This is a genomic window from Prevotella amnii CRIS 21A-A (assembly GCF_000177355.1).
GTDB classification, from domain to species: Bacteria; Bacteroidota; Bacteroidia; order Bacteroidales; family Bacteroidaceae; genus Prevotella; species Prevotella amnii.
On record NZ_ADFQ01000055.1, the window covers coordinates 40,946 to 56,557 of the forward strand.

The window sequence follows — 15,612 nt, forward strand, 5'->3', positions numbered from 1 at the left end:
GGACTAATCTTCTCGATGCCGACGTGCAGATGGCAACCGTTATCTACAACGACCGCATCAACACTTGGCGACAGATGAAGCAGCTCGACGAAGTGCTTGATACTCACCCCACAGCCCACACCGTAACTGATATGGCAGAGCTAAGGATAAGAAATAATCAAGCCTTTGCCGAGTTGCAATCATTCAATGATACGGGCAAGTTTCTCTGTAAGCACCCCATACTCTTCGGACGCTCAGAGATTGCCCAGCTCATCAAGTTGCTTCGCTCCGACCCTGCCGAGTTCCTCCGTCAGCATAAGAACGTGTTCGACAATATCAAGCGTTATCGCTCCTATCTCAAGCGAAGCGATAGAAAAGATAAGCGCACCGCCGACCGAAAGAACCTCGAAAGGCATCAGGAAAGGGAGCGACTTTTCAAAATGGTTCTTGAACAACAAAATAAATAATGACAATGGAAAATAGCATAAAAGTTTTTAATTTGGGTGGTCTTCCTACTGCCCCGCTGGACTCTTTTATCGAACTTCAGGAAGATTTCAAAAAGCCTGATGCAGACAAATTATCGAAGTTGCAGATGCTCATAATCACTCGTGGCTTCAAGTATTCATTCAAAGTTTGGAAAGACCCTGACGGTAAGCTGTGGATTATCGATGCGCACCAAAGAAGGAAGGCTCTTCTCGGGCTTCGCTCCTATGGTTTCAAGATTCCCGATATTCCCTATGAGGAAATACAGGCTTCGAACAAGAAAGAAGCAGTAGAGGAAATCGCTGCATATAATTCAGAGTTTGCGCAGAAGAATCCCGATACCCTTTTATTCACGAAATATAATATTAGCGGCGATGATCTTGCCAAATTCAATCTTGGCTATGAAGTTAAGCAAAACGATTTCTCTGTCGGAACAGATAAGTTATTTGCCACAGAGAATGATACAGCAGAGATACAAGAAGATGCCGTTGATACCCTTCCACAAGAGGACAGTGATGTCTTTGCCCGTCCTGGTGATGTTTTCCGACTTGGCAATAATAGACTGATGTGTGGAGACTGTCGTTCAAAAAAGGATATTGTTATGTTGATGAATGGACAAGTTGCTGATATGATTCTCACAGACCCTCCTTATAATGTAAATTATGAAGGTGGCGGAGATAGTAAACTTACCATTCAGAACGACTCAATGGAGAATGATTTGTTCCTCCGCTTCTTACAGTCTGTATTCAACGTGATGTTTTCCATTGTTAAAGCTGGAGGTTCCTTCTATGTTTTCCACGCAGACTCTGAAGGCGAGAACTTTCGTAGAGCCATTCGAGAAGCAGGGTTCAAGATTGCGCAATGCTGCGTTTGGGTCAAGGATTCCCTTGTAATGGGACGTCAGGACTATCAATGGCAGCACGAACCGTGTTTATACGGTTGGAAGCCTGGGGCTGCACATTTTTGGAACTCAGATAGGAAGCAGACAACCATTTGGAATTTCGATAAGCCAAAAGCCAATAGAATTCATCCAACAATGAAGCCTATTGCGCTGATGGCATACCCAATTACCAACAGTGCCAAGAATGGCGATATTGTTGTTGATGTGTTCTCTGGTTCAGGTTCTACAATTATGGCGTGCCAACAGACCGACCGTATCGGCTATGGAATGGAAATAGACCCTAAATACGTGTCTGCTACTGTACGAAGATACATGGCAATGTTTCCCCAACAGCCAGTTCTGTTGGAGAGGGATGGCAATGTCTTATCAGAGGATTACACCAAAAAGATAATTCTATGTCGGAATTAGTACAGAATGAAATTCTCTCAGATGAGTATATCAATCAAGTCAGAACGCTCGGAGCATTGAATTATACCCCCGAACGTATCTGCCAGCTACTCGGTCTGAGGAAAACTAAGCGTATAGCCTTGCTGTATCGTATCACCATTCCTGGGGATGTGTATTGCGAGGCATACCAGCAAGGACTTGCGCTTGGCGAATATAACATTGACGCAGAGCTTGCTAAAAAAGCAGAGAAAGGGGATAATGACTCTATTACTTTGCTTGAGGAACGCAAGAATGAGCGTGCTGAGAAAGACCTGCGTATGAAACTCTTTGGAATATGAAAAGTGAAATTGAGAAGTTAGACTCCATACACCCTGACCTTATATCCGCATTCTTGACGAATGGGGACTGCGAGGGTATTCCACAGGAAATAAAGTTGTTCTTACAGCAACTACAATGGTCTGCGGAGATATTCGAGCATGAGCGTAACATTACAAGAGCTGCAAAAAAGCTGAAGCTCCGTATCAATGCAGAGCAACGGCTAAAGATAGAGGAACGCACCTGTATGGCGAGAATCTATCAGGCTATCAACTACTTTCAGGTGGATTGTAATGTCCCCATTAAAGTTTGGGAAAGCAACTTTGCCAACAAGTATGAGGATATTGCTAAACTCTGTGCCCTCAATCGCGACTACAAGGGTATGAAGTCATGCTATGACGCTGCCTTGGAATGTCGTCGTAGGTCTTCAGAGATAGCAGAGGCAGACAGGGATTTAGGAGTTCTCTTCTTAATTTCTCCTGAACTAACCCCCGAGGAACTTGGCTTTTCGAAGAAGAACCTCAAGGAGATTGCAGCCAAGCACAACCAAGGATTTTATGTTACACTCATCGACTCCCTGCCCATCGAGAACAAGGAGAAGAAGCGTCTGCTGCGTGATGCCGATATTCAGGATGCCGAAATAGTGGAGGAACTGTCCAATGACTGATATGCAACCAACCGAGAACCCTACGCTCGACTTCGAGCATTATTATATGAACCACGTGCAGCTATTGGCGAACATCATCGACCCCAATATGCTCTATGCCGAGTGGGCGCGTGCCACGGGTAAGACCGAGGGTGTGATTGTGCCACGGCTCATCCGTGTGGCGAACGATATGCCGGGCGAGCTGTCGTTCCTGGTGCACAAGACCTACGTTGCCCTGATGACCAACGTATGGCCGAATATTCAGGCATCGTTCTCTCGTCCCGTCATGGTAAACGGTAAGCAGAGGGCAATGCTGGAGTATGGCATCGACTATGTGGTGGGCGAGTCAAAGCTGCCATCCCACTTCCGCCGTCCCCGTTACCCCATAGCCTACGCCAAGCACTCCATTATCTTCCGCAACGGAGCACACTTGCAGCTCGTGTCTTCCGACCAGCCCGAGAGTGTGGCAGGTCGTAACGCCGTACACGCCTTCGTGGAGGAGATGAAGCACAACAGCGGCGAGAAGCTGAAGTCGCGCCTGTTCCCATCGCTCCGCGGTGGCTCGGCAGAGATTAGACGGTCGGCCTACTACGAGGGTGTTACGGGAGTGAGCGATACTGCCCGTGTTGATTTGGGTGAGGACGATTGGTTCGAGGAATACGAGAACAAGATGGACCGCCAGCTCATCGAGGAGATAGCCTCGGTGTCGCTCTCCATCAACCAGTCGCTGTACAAGCAGTTCACCCTTCAGCAGGAGCTGCGAAACACCAAGAACCCCGTCGTGATGGAGAAGATACGACTGGAAAACGAGCGGCTCAATGCCTTTGTGGCACGCTGGAAGCCTCGCCTTGCCGATATGCGCCGTAACGCCATCTACTATATCCGTGCATCATCATTCTGCAACAAGGACATTCTCGGTCCTAAATTCTTCAAGACACAGCTCGACACGCTTGATATGGACGAGTTTCTCACGGCTATCTGCGCCATTCGCCATAAGGAGGTAACCAACAAGTTTTTCACAACCTACGATCACGAGCGACATCAGTTCAAGGATAGCTATATCTACGACCAGATACTGAAATTTGACCTCAAGGACCAGTTCCTGCTCACGGCACGCTACCTGCGCCATTACGATAAGCGAGAACCTCTCTACATAGGCTACGACCCAGGCAACTTCCAGTCGCTCATCGTGGGACAGAAGAAAGACTATGGTAACCGTTTTGATATTATCAAGGAGTTTTGGGCATACATTCCCGACGACCAGCAGCAGCTTGCACAGCAGGTGTACTCGTTCTTCGGCACGGATGCCGTGAACAAGGTTATCCACCTCTACCCTGACCGTGCAGGCAACAAGACACGTGAGGAACTGGAGCAGATAACCACCGACTCGCTCACGATGAAGGCTGCCTTGGAGAGTTACGGCTTCTCGGTTATCCTTTACAACAACGGTGCGCCCACCATCTACCACTGGCAGCAGTTCCGCCTGTGTCAGTTGCTCTTTGGTGAGAAACTTACCTTGCTCCCAAAGGTGCGTATCGATGAGAACGAGTGCCCTAACCTGTGCAGTGCCATTCTTATCAGTCCGCTGAAGAAAACCAACGGCAAAATAGAGCTTGACAAAGCCTCGGAGAAGAAGGAGGAACTGAAACGGCGACCAGGGCTAACGACGCAGCTCCCCAGTGCAATGATTTATCTGCTTTATGGTCTTTATTCCGACCTTATCAAGAAAGAATTAAGCAGTTATCCCGATGATTTGCCCGAAAACATAGCCATTTAAGCCCCAATAATGTAGCAAAAGCAACATAAAAAGTTGGCAAAAACAGGCAATAACGAGGGCTATTTACATAGATCAAAAAATTACTTTGTTGAAAATCAATGGTTTGCGTTCTGAAAATCAAAAACGAAAATAAACAAACGGCGTTTGTCAGCACGCACCGCTGATTTTGGATATTGAGGTGCAACCTCTCAAAAGCACGGAAATATGACGCCAGCCACCATTTGCCGTCCTTTGCTCCCATAGGGGAATTGCGTAATTTCGCAAGTGATGAAGAAGGCAATCGAAATGGATGGCATCAATGCGATGCAGTGGGCAAGGGAGATTAGCAAGCTCCCTGGTGGCGACTTCACGCTGTGCTTCTTCCCTTATTCGAGGTCGCAGGGCGTGGCAGGGGATAAGCTCATAGTGAAACCACATTGCAAGTACCGCACCCAACTACCACAGGATAGGTTTGCAGTGAACTCGGAGAACTACTTTCTGTTCGAGGACGAGTATGGAGAACCTAAGATGTGCTACCGCATACTCATTAGGTATATGGGCTTCCCGCAAGATGGATATAAACTACACAAGATAAATTGGTTATGACAGACAGTATAGAACTATACGGCAATGCTGGTACATATATCATGGACGGCAACGTACTATCCTTTCAGATAGGCGAGGGTAAGCAGGTGTTCCAAACACCTGGACTGCTCGTACCGCAGGGCAGACAGTTAGTCATGCACGAACACCAGTGGCTCAGTTTCAATGGGTATCAAGTATGTATGCGTGGCGTGAACAACGCACTCTGCGACGAAGTAACGGCGGAAATCAAGGAGAACCGTCTGCTGCCACGCTTATACAGCAAGGAGATTAAGATGCTCTACGGTCATGGTCCATGTGCCTATATGCAGACGATAGAGGGTGGCAAGATGAAGCGTGAGTACCTTGCGCTGCCCCAGTGGGATGAGTGGATCAATACGTGGTGTGAGCGTGGGATGGAAACATCGGCACAGGCTTTCGCCAAGACCTGCATTAAGAACTTCTACTACTTTGGCGACTTCTTCGTGAAGTGGCGTTTTACCCGTGGTAAGCGATTGGGGATGCAGCCTGTGGCTGGGCTGGAAGCGATGGAGAATAAGCACTGCCGTCTTGCCACCACACGGCAGGATGTAGCCTACGAGATGATGAGTTACAGCGACTTCCGTCATATAGCGGTGGGCAGGTGGACCTATTGTGCAAGTAGCTACAAGATATATCCTAAGTTCAATTTATCAGAAGTAGACAACTACCAGTATGCTGCCATTTCTCACCATCGGGAGAAATCGGTCGATGAGTTCTACGGCGTGAACGAAACTCACCAAGGCGCACGCCCCTATATCCAGGGTAGCAACAAGACTGCTACCTACATTAACTCCTTCCTGCGCAACTCGTTAGCTGCCAAGATACACATCATTATCCCCAATGCGTGGGTATCGAGCAAGCGCAACCAACTGATGAAGTTGTGCGAGGAGAATAAAATCCGTAAATCGAAGAAGCAGGAGTTGGTAAAATATAACGGTATCGGTATCGGCACGGAATATAGGGAGTCGTTACTTGTGGAGTATATGCGATTGGAGCTACGCAAGATTGGCGATTATCTAAGCGGTTCTGGCAACCAGGGAAAGGCTTATTCCTCCATCTCGTTTATGGACAGCTCAGGTAACGAGCAGCAATGGAAGATAGAGACTATCGACCTTAAATACAAGGAATATATCGAGGCTTTGATAGCTTACGACAAACGCACCGAACAAGCCTTGCTTTCAAGTGTCGGACTCGATGCCTCCATAACGGCAGTGGACAAAGACGGGGTTATCAGCAAGTCGGGTTCCGACTCTTACTATAACTACCTTATATATATAATGTCGCTTACACCAGAGGACGAGATTTGCTGCGAGCCTTTCAATTATGCGCTCCGCCTCAATTTCCCCGACCTTTGGCAGCAGGGCTATCGCATAGGCTTCTATCGTGAGGTTCCGCAGCGACAGGAAGATGTAGCACCCAAGGACAGACTTAATCAGCAACAGGCATGAAGAATATATTAGTTGATATCTTTAAAGACTTCGGCACCTTCAGCAAGTATGCTCCCGGTGTCGAGACGAATATGGACTTAAACGACCTCCTCTCGTCAGGCGTAACAGCCCGAAAGCGTGTGGAAACCATCATCACCGCCGAGGTGTTCAATGCCATCGCCCTTAATCCCGACGATGCACTGATAGAGTCCCTGCGTTCTGCTGTGGCCAATATGACAATGGCTTCGCAGCTGATATTTGACAGTATCAACCGTCGTAAGAACCACGTGGATGTCTATAAGTACGAGATTGAGGGAATGAAGCGTTCCTATATGGACAACTACTACAACGCTATGGATACCATTATCCAGCAGCTTATGTCGGCAGAGGTCAATAGTGGGGACACCTGTTCTCCTGCTGCCTTATGGCGAAAATCCCGATACTACAAGATTATTGATAGCTGCAAAATCAGAACTGCGGATGAATTCGACTCTATCTATCCAATAGACCTGTCTTACTTCTTTTTCTTCCGCATTCTTCCCCTTCAGAAGGAGACCCTCGACGAGCGTCTTTCGGCATACTACGACCGCCTCACTGATGACAATCGTGAGCGAATAGAGCCGATATTGACCCTTGCACTGGTTAAAAAGACCGTAGCCAAGTCGCTCCGTCGGTTCGACATCTTAGAGTTCCCTCCAACCATCCGCAACCTCTTTGACGACAGCCACGTCTCTCGCTCGGGCAAGGACGAACACGATGCAGCCATCGACCTCGCCGACCGTCTTGACCTCGAAGCCGAGGAACTTACCGCCAATGCCGATACCTTGCTCGCAACGGACGCATCTGTGGACTTCTGCTCTAATTCTGCGTATAACCGCCCTGATGACAAAATCATTATACTGCCATGATAAAGGATATAGAACTCGTCTACAAAGGGGAAATACACCGCATCCCGAACTGTTGGGACGGTATGACCGACCGCCAGTACGTTCACCTTGTGGCCGACTTGCTTCGTATGGCTGCTGGTAAACTCTCTGCTGGAGAGGTGCGCATCAACTGGCTGTGCGACATTATGGGTTGGGATAAGCATAAGTTTCGCTCCGAGGAACAGATAGCCAATCTCGTTGCAATCTCCGAGCAGCTCACGTTTATGTTTCAAATCAACTATCCCGACAACAACGCCGTACTGGACGGCGTGGACGACGAAACTTACCAGTTATGCCGTCGCATTGATCCCTACCGTCTGCATATTCCCCTTGCTCGTGTACTGCGCCGGCTCGACTATCAGTATGTGGTGGACCTGTGCTTCTGTGCGCAGCTCATCCCTGCCGTCCGAATTGGCGAGCATCGTTATCAAGGCTACAAGATTGAGACAGGCTACGGAATGCTCACCTGCTCGCTCACAGCCCTTCAGTATATCGAGGCACAGGAACTCATCGAGCAGGGCGACGAGTCGCTTCCGCTCCTCGCTGCCATTCTCTACTATCCCGAAAAGGAGTACCATTCCGAGCTTGTCCACGAAAAGGCTAAAGAGTTCGCTAAACTACCGCTCGAATTACTTACGGCTATATCATTTAATTTTCAGGCTTTTAACAACTATCTCTTTAGTAATACTTCATTCTCTCTTTTGTCGAAGTTCGTCAAAAAGCCCAAACATCCCATCACTACCGATGCCTCCGATGCGCTCTACGACCTCTCCAAAGAGGGGCTTGGCGATGCTCGTCAGATAGAGCAGATGAACGTGCTTACCTATCTGAAGGTGCTGCGCAAGAAGACTATCGATGCCGTCCACGATATGAAGGGCTTTGGGTGGGATAAGTTGAAAATCAGTGAGGAGGTGGGCTTGCCCATTTCCGTAATCGACAAGATATTATGATTAAAGACCAGTTTCTCTATTTCGCACAGTACCCCTCCAAGGAGGGTATCCGTGCCATACTCACTAATGGGTCGAGCGACTTCCCTGGGTATAACGAGCTTACTGAAGCTCTCGACAATCTTCCCGATATGTCGCGCATCCCCGAGATTGCCAACTATGTCTACGGTCAGTCGTTTGACGAACTGAAGCAGCGCATCGATAAGCTGGCAGGTTCATTCCTCTTCGTTGATTACGGCGAACTGAATATGCTTGCCGATGGGCGCAACTCCTATCAGATTACTCAGCGCATAGCCATCACCGTAGCCAACAAGATGACCAACCGTGCCGATGCTGCCGAATATATGCTTGCCTCCGATGCTACACTTCGTCTACTCTCAAGGGTTCACGCCTGGATGCTTGCCGATGCGGAGCAGGACAATATCGAGTGGCTCTCACGTGGTGAACTCGATAAGGCGGAGATAATTCCCTTTGTCGCTACGGAACTCTCCTCTGTCGGATGGACGCTTATGCTCTCCTGCATCAGCCCCGATACACTTGGCACCCACCACCTCAGTCGGTCCTTTGTCAAGCGGATGCAGTAACGTAATTTTGTACCACAATTAAAGTCTGATAACAATGACAAAACTACCAATGATATCTATCGTCTCTCTGCCACTCACCATAGTGGCCGACTTCTCGCAGTATCTCTATCAGGACTGGGAATTTGCCAAGTGGATAGGCGTCGCCATCATCATCGACACTATTCTCAGCGTGTGGAAGCACTTTCTTCACAAAGACGCCTCCAGCGAGGCTTTTTTCGGTAAGTTCAGCAAGAAGATTGCCATTTACATTCTTCTACTCATCCTCTCCAACGTACTTGCCAATTTCAAGGTGAATGGCAGCGTGGTCGGTGCTACCCAGTGGATAGGAACCTATCTTTGCGTATTTATGATGGTACGCGAGTGTTTCTCTTGCGTAGAGAATATCCAAGCCATCTATCCCATATTTCCAACCTCATTTGTCCGCCGTTTGAAAGACTTTAACGACAAAGGCGAATACATCAAAAAAGACTGATTATGGCAACAATAGCACAGCGTGATTTCGCACGCAACATATATGTGGCAGCTCAGAAAGCCACCGACATCGCCCCCGAGTTCGTTACCGCACAGGCTATTCTTGAGAGTGGCTGGGGCAAAGCCCGTGTAGGCAAGTACAACCTCTTCGGCATCACTAAGGGCAGCCGATGGACGGGCAAGACCGTTCTGATCAAGACACACGAGTACTTCAATACCCCCAACCGCACCTTCGTCGCTCCCGAGCGTGTTGTGTCAATATGCAAGTGCAAAGGTGGAAATCGCTGGTATTACACCGTCTATCGTCTCTTTAAGGACTTCGACTCCCTTGCCGACTGCCTTGCCGAACACTCACGACTGCTTCAGAAGCCAGGCTTTGCCGATGCGTGGCCATACCGCCACGATGCCGAAGAGTTCGCCCATCGTATCTGCGATAATAAGGGTTGCAAGTATGCCACCTCGCCAGACTATCTTCGACAAATGCTCCTGTTAATAGGTTCTATTCGTAAAATGTGTCAATAGACTATGGAAAAGAGAATTGCGATTATCTATACTATTAGCAGTGCGTTCCTGATACTCATCGTTGCTCTTGCCTTATTCGTGCAGCTCTATCTCGATACGGCAGCTGACCGCAACCGCATTAAGCAGAACCAAAGCCTTCTGCTTCATAACGGCATGGTAGAGGTTAGCGAGACCAACACTGGCAATAGCCACGCTTCTGCTCCAGCCCTCACGCTTCGCACTTCCGAGTTTAAGGAAAGCGGAGACACCTTGACAAAGATAGCCCGTCAGATAGGTATCAAGCCCTCACGTATCTCTGAGGCTGCCACCGCTGCCACTACCACCGCTGCCGACATTACCACACCAGTTTGGCACACCACCGACACCGCCACAGTATCTACCGATAGTTTGTATCGTCCCGATAGCCTGGTGTGCTTCTCTTGGCACGATTCTTGGTTGTCGTTATCAGGCTGCGTGTCCGACAGTATATTTCGTGGCTCGGTAACTTCCACCGATACCCTCGACATCATCGTCCACCGTATACCCAAGCGTTTCCTTTTCTTTCGCTTTGGCTGTAAGCAGGTACGCATGGACATCATTAGTCGTAATCCACACACACGGCTCACTTATGCACGATATTTTCAGTTAATCAAATAAATGTTTTTATAAGGTTTAGTTTTTAGGTTATAAGATTTTTTAGGATGATGGGGCTTCCGCAGCGATGCGCAAGCCCCTTTTTGGTACGCTCGGCATGAGCATTATCTAATGGGTGGAAGTCCCGAGTAAGCCCTAATAGCGGGAATTACATAGCCAAGAGCAAGGGTGTTCATCGTGAGGTGAAATCTGAAGGAAGCCGGCGGCAAACATCTGGCCTAACGAACAGAAACTTCATATAAGGCATATGACCATGGATAAGATTGCCAGACAAATCAAAGTCCCATAGCTATTCGGAATGGTCGGTGGAGTTTCCTTGAGCTTAGCGAAAAAATGAAGTAGGTATAAGATGGAAAGATAATGTTCTTATCCGAGGAGGTCTCACGGACGTTTCAAATAGTTGCTTTTACGAAAGAAGCGGAGTAAAGCTTGCCGTGAGAAGTCAGCAGAGGTCATAGTACCCAAGGTACGTGTGCCTACAGGGAAGGACCGAATCGTGCAGTGCAATAGTAAATGAATGCTACCCTGCGAATTTCTTCGTCAGATGTCCGAAAGGAACTCTCTATCCAAGACGATAGGACGGAATCCGACAATAGGGTAGAAGTGACGTTACTCAAAGGGATAGCTGAAAACAACTTGCCACACACCGTGAGGTGTAAAAGTACGAAACCGCCGTATGCCAAACGGCACGTACGGTGGTGTGGGAGGTCGGTAAATGTGAAAGTAGGAGGTAAATGCCTTTTATGAATAACATTTACCTCCTACCCGATTATCGTTTTTATCCTTAGATAATCCCCGAGATTTTCCTTGACGACCTCATAACTCACGGTTTTGTCGTAGCAGAATAACCCCACCCACCGCTCGTTCTATACAGCCGTAGTAGCTTCAAAACTGCTACGGCTTTTTGCTTCAAATGTTAAAATTTTATTTCAGTACAAATAAAAGTACTGAAATATTTGCGTAGTACGGATAAAAGTATTACCTTTGTATTGTTCAATAAAATAAATATAGAATATGAAAACAAAAAAATTAGCACTCACAGAAATCGAGTTCGATATGATTGAGTCAGGGCGTAACTACCGCAAGAGTTATCCAAACGGAGACCCCGAGTTAAGATACTATCTTGAACGTCTCTTTGTAGAATGGCTCGAAGGCAACGAAGATTAAAACAAACATGCCTCTCCTCTTCGGAGGAGGGGTTATTAAAGAAAGGATACAACTATGGCAACAATGACATTAAAGAGAACACAGGCGGACACAATGAAAGCCCAAATGAGCGACTTGCTGATTTCCATCTCATGGTCAGATCTCGCAAAGCGTTATTTCGGCAAATCAGGTTCTTGGCTCTACCACAAACTTGACGGCATCGATGGTAACAAGAAGCCCACAGAGTTTAGCGAGGCAGAGAAGTTAATACTTCGTGGTGCGCTTACCGACCTTGCCGACCGCATCCGCCGAGCCGCTGACGGCATACACTAAGCCTCGGTTTCTATATTGACCGATTTGAACACCAAGTCGCCACGTGGGCTGGTGGCGCATCTTAGCCCTCTTGCACCAAGCAAGGGGGCTTTTTGCTTCAAATGTTAAAAATACATTTTACTATCAAAAAAGATAGTATGAAATTTGGTTACTATCCAAAAAAGTAGTACCTTTGTATTGTTCAAATAAATATATAGTATGAAACAAGAAAAAATCAAAATGGAGGTTACCTCCGAAGAACAAGACCTCATTCAGGCAATCAGAAATTATTGCGACAGTTATCCAAACGGTTATCCACAGCTCCTTATTTATGCACAGGACATCTTCGACCGACTAACGGATATGCCAAAAGAGTAAAACAAAAGGTTCTCCCTACGGGGAGAACCACTTAAAAGATAAAACTAAAATTACAAGATTATGGAAATAGCAGTACAGAAAGCAGACAAAATCACCGATATGAAGAACCGTATGCGTGATATATATCTTAGTGTGTCATGGCGTGAAATCTCACGCACTTACTTCGAGAAGTCTGTGCCTTGGTTTCAGCATAAGATGTATGGCATTGACGGCAACGGTGGTGTGGGAGGTTTCACACCTGAAGAAGCACAGCAACTTCGTGGTGCGCTTGTAGACCTTAGCGACCGTATTCGTCGAGCTGCCGATAATATTCCAGCCCCGGCTGCTACTATATAGCCGATTTGAACACGAAGTCGCCATCAGGCTGGTGGCGCATCTTAGCCCTCTTGCACCAAGCAAGGGGGCTTTTTATTATTTGCGTAACGTTAAAAAAAAGTTGCGCCACGCAAAAATAATTGCGTTAAGTGTCGCTTATCTCGCTGATTATTCCTACTTTTGCACTTGGAAATTATAGACTACACTGATTTTATACGATAAGACAACAATATTACCGACACCATGTATCAAGAATTAAGGAGCTACCCTTGATAAATAATAAGGTCTTATTAAAGGGAGTTTTTTTAATCTCCAAACTAAAAGCAACCAATAGTATGACACAATTTGATAAAGAGAAACTAATAGAAGTAGTATTGTATATTATCAATGCTACCAAAGGGCTGGATTATTATCACATTTTCAAAATCTTATATTTCGCACAACAGAAACATTTATGCAAATGGGGAAGTCGTATCGTTGCAGATGATTTTGTAGCGATGGAATACGGACCAGTTCCAACAAAACTCTATAGTGCTGTTTGTAAGAATGAACATTATGCGAAAGAGCTAATTCCACTTTTTACAGAAGCTATTGAGTTTGCTGGCAAAGATGCCTCTAACACGCTTTTGCCAAAAAGAGAAGCAAACATGGATTATCTCTCCCCTGCCGATATAGAAAGCCTTAAAGAATCAATTGCTGAAAACAAAGGTCTCTCTTTTGGCGAGTTGGTAGATAAATCGCACGATAGTGCATGGCAGGCTACAAACAACTGTTGTGTTATGAGTATTAGCGACATTGCTAAAGCTGGCGGAGCAAATGACGGCTTTGTAGACTACATTAACGAACAAGAATTCATCCAAAAGGCTTTATCATAATGGATATACCTCAGACACTTATTGATAAAGCTGTGAGTGATGAAGTTCGATTGGGCGATGTCTACAAAATAGAGTTATCAAAAGCAGATGGAATAATACCTAAAAATGGATACGACACACGTGATAAATTCTTTGTAGTATTAGGCTTTGATGAGCAAGGAAATGTTTATGGAGGCATTCTCTTCAATTCTAAAATTAATCAAAACCTCCCTACTCTTATAAAAGATTATCACATACCAATATCGGCTAAGGCTTATCCCTTCCTTTCACACGATTCGTTTTTGAATTGCACTAAAATATTTTCAGCTACTTCAACGCATCTAATGAAAGGTGAAAAGTTAGGAACGATTAATACAACCGATTTTGAATTAATCCGTTCTACCGTGTGTGGTTATCCAAATGCTAATCCTCATAAACTAAAAAGTTTTGGACTAATCTAATTTAAATATCTAAAGATAAATCTTATGAAAAAAGTATTGTTAGCCATACTTATGGCATTTGTTGGAATCGGAGTTAGTGCGCAGACTCAAAATGCTCCTAAGAAAAAGTTAGAGAACTGCAAATTTGACGCTACTGGTAGTACATACTCCTTAACAGGAGTTGACGTGGTACCTAATACTAATGCTGGAGAGTTGTATAACAGAGCTTTCAAATGGGTTTCGACAACATACAAGAATCCTAACTATGTAATTAAATCTAAAGATAAAGATGCTGGAGTTCTTGTTATTTATGGAGCTTTTGATAATATATATAAAGGAAGACTTGAGTTAAATTTTAAAGATAACAAATATAAGTGGGTCATTTCAGAAATGGTGCAAACCATAGGAAGTGATGAACCAGTTGAGAAAAACCCTATGTTTAAATTAATGGAGGGGTCTGTTATGAAAATGGCTTGTTACAATTACATAACAGCTCTCCGCACTGCAATGTTACAGAAAGGAGAAGATTGGTAATTTTTGCCCCACGCAAAAATAATTGCGCTTTTCCTTGGCAGTTACAAAACTTCTTCCAGAGCGCACGAAAAAAGCCGGAGCATTGCTGCCCCGACCTGCCATTGGAAGTCTGCTGTCAAACAATAACTATACAACGGCTATTAGTTTCCTGCCTATCTCATGCAACCCTTCCACAATGCGCTCACGCTGTTGCGGGCGAGGTTTCTTTATGCCGTTGGCATAGTGACTCAGCAGCCTTTCGTTGACGCCCGATGCACGCGATATGGCGGCAAGGCTTGCATATTGCTCACACGAACGAATAAGGGCTGCCGTGTCAAGCTCGTAGTCAAACTCGTATTCCCCATTGCGCAGCCACTCTGGCACCTCGTCACCATCGGCTACCATGCCTTCCACATGGAATTGCAAGGTCTCAGGGATTTCCTTCATCAGCACGTCGTAAGTCTTTGCCGTGAGTACCACTGCTCCGGGTACATTGTCGCCGAAGGTTGCGCCAAAGTTATGGTCGCACCATTCTATAAATACTTTTATCTGCTCCATAGTGTTTGTTATTAGTTGTCTTATGTTTTGTTGGAATGGAGGGTGGTTATTTCCACCCTGCCTGTTTCCAAATGCTGTTCAGTAAAAACTGACTTAAATCCTCGTTCATGTGACCCCTTATCGTTACCTTTCCAGGCTTCGTCGGGTGTTTGAACTGTCTGTGGTCGCCTTTTGTCGTGATACACACCCAAGCATCGGCTTCCAGCATCTTGATGACTTCCTTTACTTTGTACCTTTTCATTTGTTGTATATTGTTATTGTTTGACAACACAAAGGTAGTAATAATAATACTATTATCCGAACTTTTAGTTGATAAAAAGTATTCGTTTTAATACTTTTAACCTTTCTGTCTATATTCTCCTTGTTTTTCTTTTCGCCACGCAAAAATAATCGCATTTTTATTTGGCGGTTACAAAAAGACTTCTTATCTTTGCAATTGTCAAAACAAAGCGTAGTAATACGCAACAGAAGGGCGAGAAGAACTTCAAGCCCCGA

General features: G+C 46.0%; 22 protein-coding genes. 20 read left to right on the top strand and 2 right to left on the bottom strand.

From position 1 onward, the window contains the following. The first annotated feature begins 29 nt into the window (after positions 1-29). From HMPREF9018_RS05125 to HMPREF9018_RS05210, 20 genes are all read left to right on the top strand, one after another. Positions 30-446, top strand: coding sequence for a hypothetical protein (locus tag HMPREF9018_RS05125; RefSeq protein WP_008448974.1), 417 nt, complete (start codon positions 30-32; stop codon positions 444-446). Next, positions 446-1,771, top strand: a complete 1,326-nt coding sequence (locus tag HMPREF9018_RS05130; RefSeq protein WP_008448940.1) for a DNA-methyltransferase — start codon at positions 446-448, stop codon at positions 1,769-1,771. Before HMPREF9018_RS05125 ends, HMPREF9018_RS05130 begins: the two co-directional genes overlap by 1 nt. Beyond that, entirely contained in the window at positions 1,759-2,088 is a 330-nt protein-coding gene (locus tag HMPREF9018_RS05135; RefSeq protein WP_008448999.1) for a hypothetical protein, read from the top strand. The genes HMPREF9018_RS05130 and HMPREF9018_RS05135 overlap by 13 nt, the downstream gene beginning before the upstream one ends. After that, positions 2,085-2,732 carry a hypothetical protein gene (locus HMPREF9018_RS05140; RefSeq protein WP_008449019.1) on the top strand — a complete coding sequence of 216 codons (648 nt, stop codon included), beginning with the start codon at positions 2,085-2,087 and terminating at the stop codon, positions 2,730-2,732. The genes HMPREF9018_RS05135 and HMPREF9018_RS05140 overlap by 4 nt, the downstream gene beginning before the upstream one ends. Further along, entirely contained in the window at positions 2,725-4,488 is a 1,764-nt protein-coding gene (locus HMPREF9018_RS05145; protein ID WP_008448941.1) for a hypothetical protein, read from the top strand. The genes HMPREF9018_RS05140 and HMPREF9018_RS05145 overlap by 8 nt, the downstream gene beginning before the upstream one ends. 267 nt (positions 4,489-4,755) lie before the next feature. Then, positions 4,756-5,073, top strand: a complete 318-nt coding sequence (locus HMPREF9018_RS05150; protein WP_019035392.1) for a hypothetical protein — start codon at positions 4,756-4,758, stop codon at positions 5,071-5,073. Beyond that, positions 5,070-6,539: a hypothetical protein gene (locus HMPREF9018_RS05155; protein WP_008449028.1), complete on the top strand. Its 1,470-nt coding sequence runs from the start codon at positions 5,070-5,072 to the stop codon at positions 6,537-6,539. Before HMPREF9018_RS05150 ends, HMPREF9018_RS05155 begins: the two co-directional genes overlap by 4 nt. Next, positions 6,536-7,426: a hypothetical protein gene (locus HMPREF9018_RS05160; RefSeq protein WP_008448993.1), complete on the top strand. Its 891-nt coding sequence runs from the start codon at positions 6,536-6,538 to the stop codon at positions 7,424-7,426. The genes HMPREF9018_RS05155 and HMPREF9018_RS05160 overlap by 4 nt, the downstream gene beginning before the upstream one ends. Next, a complete protein-coding gene (locus tag HMPREF9018_RS05165; RefSeq protein ID WP_008449020.1) occupies positions 7,423-8,394 on the top strand; it encodes a hypothetical protein in 972 nt (323 codons plus the stop codon). Before HMPREF9018_RS05160 ends, HMPREF9018_RS05165 begins: the two co-directional genes overlap by 4 nt. Beyond that, positions 8,391-8,975 (top strand): hypothetical protein, encoded by a 585-nt coding sequence (locus HMPREF9018_RS05170; RefSeq protein WP_008449023.1) that lies wholly within the window; start codon positions 8,391-8,393, stop codon positions 8,973-8,975. The genes HMPREF9018_RS05165 and HMPREF9018_RS05170 overlap by 4 nt, the downstream gene beginning before the upstream one ends. A gap of 34 nt (positions 8,976-9,009) precedes the next feature. Continuing rightward, positions 9,010-9,447, top strand: coding sequence for a bacteriophage holin (locus tag HMPREF9018_RS05175; RefSeq protein ID WP_004378599.1), 438 nt, complete (start codon positions 9,010-9,012; stop codon positions 9,445-9,447). A gap of 2 nt (positions 9,448-9,449) precedes the next feature. Next, positions 9,450-9,968: a glycoside hydrolase family 73 protein gene (locus HMPREF9018_RS05180; RefSeq protein ID WP_008448962.1), complete on the top strand. Its 519-nt coding sequence runs from the start codon at positions 9,450-9,452 to the stop codon at positions 9,966-9,968. A 3-nt stretch (positions 9,969-9,971) separates the two neighbouring features. Continuing rightward, positions 9,972-10,604 carry a DUF6549 family protein gene (locus HMPREF9018_RS05185; protein WP_039864452.1) on the top strand — a complete coding sequence of 211 codons (633 nt, stop codon included), beginning with the start codon at positions 9,972-9,974 and terminating at the stop codon, positions 10,602-10,604. Positions 10,605-11,114: 510 nt separating this feature from the next. Then, on the top strand, positions 11,115-11,348 hold the full coding sequence (locus HMPREF9018_RS10990) for a hypothetical protein (RefSeq protein ID WP_157794586.1): 234 nt from the start codon (positions 11,115-11,117) through the stop codon (positions 11,346-11,348). 474 nt (positions 11,349-11,822) lie between these two features. After that, positions 11,823-12,080: a DUF5053 domain-containing protein gene (locus HMPREF9018_RS05190; protein ID WP_019035386.1), complete on the top strand. Its 258-nt coding sequence runs from the start codon at positions 11,823-11,825 to the stop codon at positions 12,078-12,080. Between the two features lie 198 nt (positions 12,081-12,278). Then, the gene (locus HMPREF9018_RS10995) at positions 12,279-12,437 is read left to right on the top strand and encodes a hypothetical protein (RefSeq protein ID WP_019035385.1); all 159 of its coding nucleotides are present in this window, start codon (positions 12,279-12,281) and stop codon (positions 12,435-12,437) included. Between the two features lie 60 nt (positions 12,438-12,497). Next, a complete protein-coding gene (locus HMPREF9018_RS05195) occupies positions 12,498-12,773 on the top strand; it encodes a DUF5053 domain-containing protein (RefSeq protein ID WP_008449032.1) in 276 nt (91 codons plus the stop codon). Positions 12,774-13,087: 314 nt separating this feature from the next. Continuing rightward, positions 13,088-13,627 (top strand): Panacea domain-containing protein, encoded by a 540-nt coding sequence (locus tag HMPREF9018_RS05200; protein WP_008449033.1) that lies wholly within the window; start codon positions 13,088-13,090, stop codon positions 13,625-13,627. Then, a complete protein-coding gene (locus HMPREF9018_RS05205; protein ID WP_008449046.1) occupies positions 13,627-14,067 on the top strand; it encodes a hypothetical protein in 441 nt (146 codons plus the stop codon). The genes HMPREF9018_RS05200 and HMPREF9018_RS05205 overlap by 1 nt, the downstream gene beginning before the upstream one ends. A gap of 24 nt (positions 14,068-14,091) precedes the next feature. Next, the gene (locus HMPREF9018_RS05210) at positions 14,092-14,580 is read left to right on the top strand and encodes a DUF4468 domain-containing protein (protein WP_039864457.1); all 489 of its coding nucleotides are present in this window, start codon (positions 14,092-14,094) and stop codon (positions 14,578-14,580) included. A gap of 126 nt (positions 14,581-14,706) precedes the next feature. On the opposite strand, the gene HMPREF9018_RS05215 is transcribed toward HMPREF9018_RS05210, so the two are convergent. Continuing rightward, the gene (locus tag HMPREF9018_RS05215) at positions 14,707-15,117 is read right to left on the bottom strand and encodes a type II toxin-antitoxin system HicB family antitoxin (protein ID WP_008448970.1); all 411 of its coding nucleotides are present in this window, start codon (positions 15,115-15,117) and stop codon (positions 14,707-14,709) included. Between the two features lie 46 nt (positions 15,118-15,163). Then, positions 15,164-15,358 (bottom strand): type II toxin-antitoxin system HicA family toxin, encoded by a 195-nt coding sequence (locus HMPREF9018_RS05220; protein WP_008448989.1) that lies wholly within the window; start codon positions 15,356-15,358, stop codon positions 15,164-15,166. Between the last annotated feature and the right edge of the window lie 254 nt (positions 15,359-15,612).

Bases quoted from the DNA above. Each gene is read 5' to 3' on its own strand.
- HMPREF9018_RS05175 (WP_004378599.1), top strand. From the start codon at position 9,010: ATGACAAAACTACCAATGATATCTATCGTCTCTCTGCCACTCACCATA.
- HMPREF9018_RS05145 (WP_008448941.1), top strand. From the start codon at position 2,725: ATGACTGATATGCAACCAACCGAGAACCCTACGCTCGACTTCGAGCAT.
- HMPREF9018_RS05180 (WP_008448962.1), top strand. From the start codon at position 9,450: ATGGCAACAATAGCACAGCGTGATTTCGCACGCAACATATATGTGGCA.
- HMPREF9018_RS05130 (WP_008448940.1), top strand. From the start codon at position 446: ATGACAATGGAAAATAGCATAAAAGTTTTTAATTTGGGTGGTCTTCCT.
- HMPREF9018_RS05160 (WP_008448993.1), top strand. From the start codon at position 6,536: ATGAAGAATATATTAGTTGATATCTTTAAAGACTTCGGCACCTTCAGC.
- HMPREF9018_RS05125 (WP_008448974.1), top strand. From the start codon at position 30: ATGGCAACCGTTATCTACAACGACCGCATCAACACTTGGCGACAGATG.
- HMPREF9018_RS05140 (WP_008449019.1), top strand. From the start codon at position 2,085: ATGAAAAGTGAAATTGAGAAGTTAGACTCCATACACCCTGACCTTATA.
- HMPREF9018_RS05155 (WP_008449028.1), top strand. From the start codon at position 5,070: ATGACAGACAGTATAGAACTATACGGCAATGCTGGTACATATATCATG.
- HMPREF9018_RS05165 (WP_008449020.1), top strand. From the start codon at position 7,423: ATGATAAAGGATATAGAACTCGTCTACAAAGGGGAAATACACCGCATC.
- HMPREF9018_RS05195 (WP_008449032.1), top strand. From the start codon at position 12,498: ATGGAAATAGCAGTACAGAAAGCAGACAAAATCACCGATATGAAGAAC.
- HMPREF9018_RS05185 (WP_039864452.1), top strand. From the start codon at position 9,972: ATGGAAAAGAGAATTGCGATTATCTATACTATTAGCAGTGCGTTCCTG.
- HMPREF9018_RS05210 (WP_039864457.1), top strand. From the start codon at position 14,092: ATGAAAAAAGTATTGTTAGCCATACTTATGGCATTTGTTGGAATCGGA.
- HMPREF9018_RS05135 (WP_008448999.1), top strand. From the start codon at position 1,759: ATGTCGGAATTAGTACAGAATGAAATTCTCTCAGATGAGTATATCAAT.
- HMPREF9018_RS10990 (WP_157794586.1), top strand. From the start codon at position 11,115: ATGAATGCTACCCTGCGAATTTCTTCGTCAGATGTCCGAAAGGAACTC.
- HMPREF9018_RS05150 (WP_019035392.1), top strand. From the start codon at position 4,756: ATGAAGAAGGCAATCGAAATGGATGGCATCAATGCGATGCAGTGGGCA.
- HMPREF9018_RS05200 (WP_008449033.1), top strand. From the start codon at position 13,088: ATGACACAATTTGATAAAGAGAAACTAATAGAAGTAGTATTGTATATT.
- HMPREF9018_RS05215 (WP_008448970.1), bottom strand. From the start codon at position 15,117: ATGGAGCAGATAAAAGTATTTATAGAATGGTGCGACCATAACTTTGGC.
- HMPREF9018_RS05190 (WP_019035386.1), top strand. From the start codon at position 11,823: ATGGCAACAATGACATTAAAGAGAACACAGGCGGACACAATGAAAGCC.
- HMPREF9018_RS05220 (WP_008448989.1), bottom strand. From the start codon at position 15,358: ATGAAAAGGTACAAAGTAAAGGAAGTCATCAAGATGCTGGAAGCCGAT.
- HMPREF9018_RS10995 (WP_019035385.1), top strand. From the start codon at position 12,279: ATGAAACAAGAAAAAATCAAAATGGAGGTTACCTCCGAAGAACAAGAC.
- HMPREF9018_RS05205 (WP_008449046.1), top strand. From the start codon at position 13,627: ATGGATATACCTCAGACACTTATTGATAAAGCTGTGAGTGATGAAGTT.
- HMPREF9018_RS05170 (WP_008449023.1), top strand. From the start codon at position 8,391: ATGATTAAAGACCAGTTTCTCTATTTCGCACAGTACCCCTCCAAGGAG.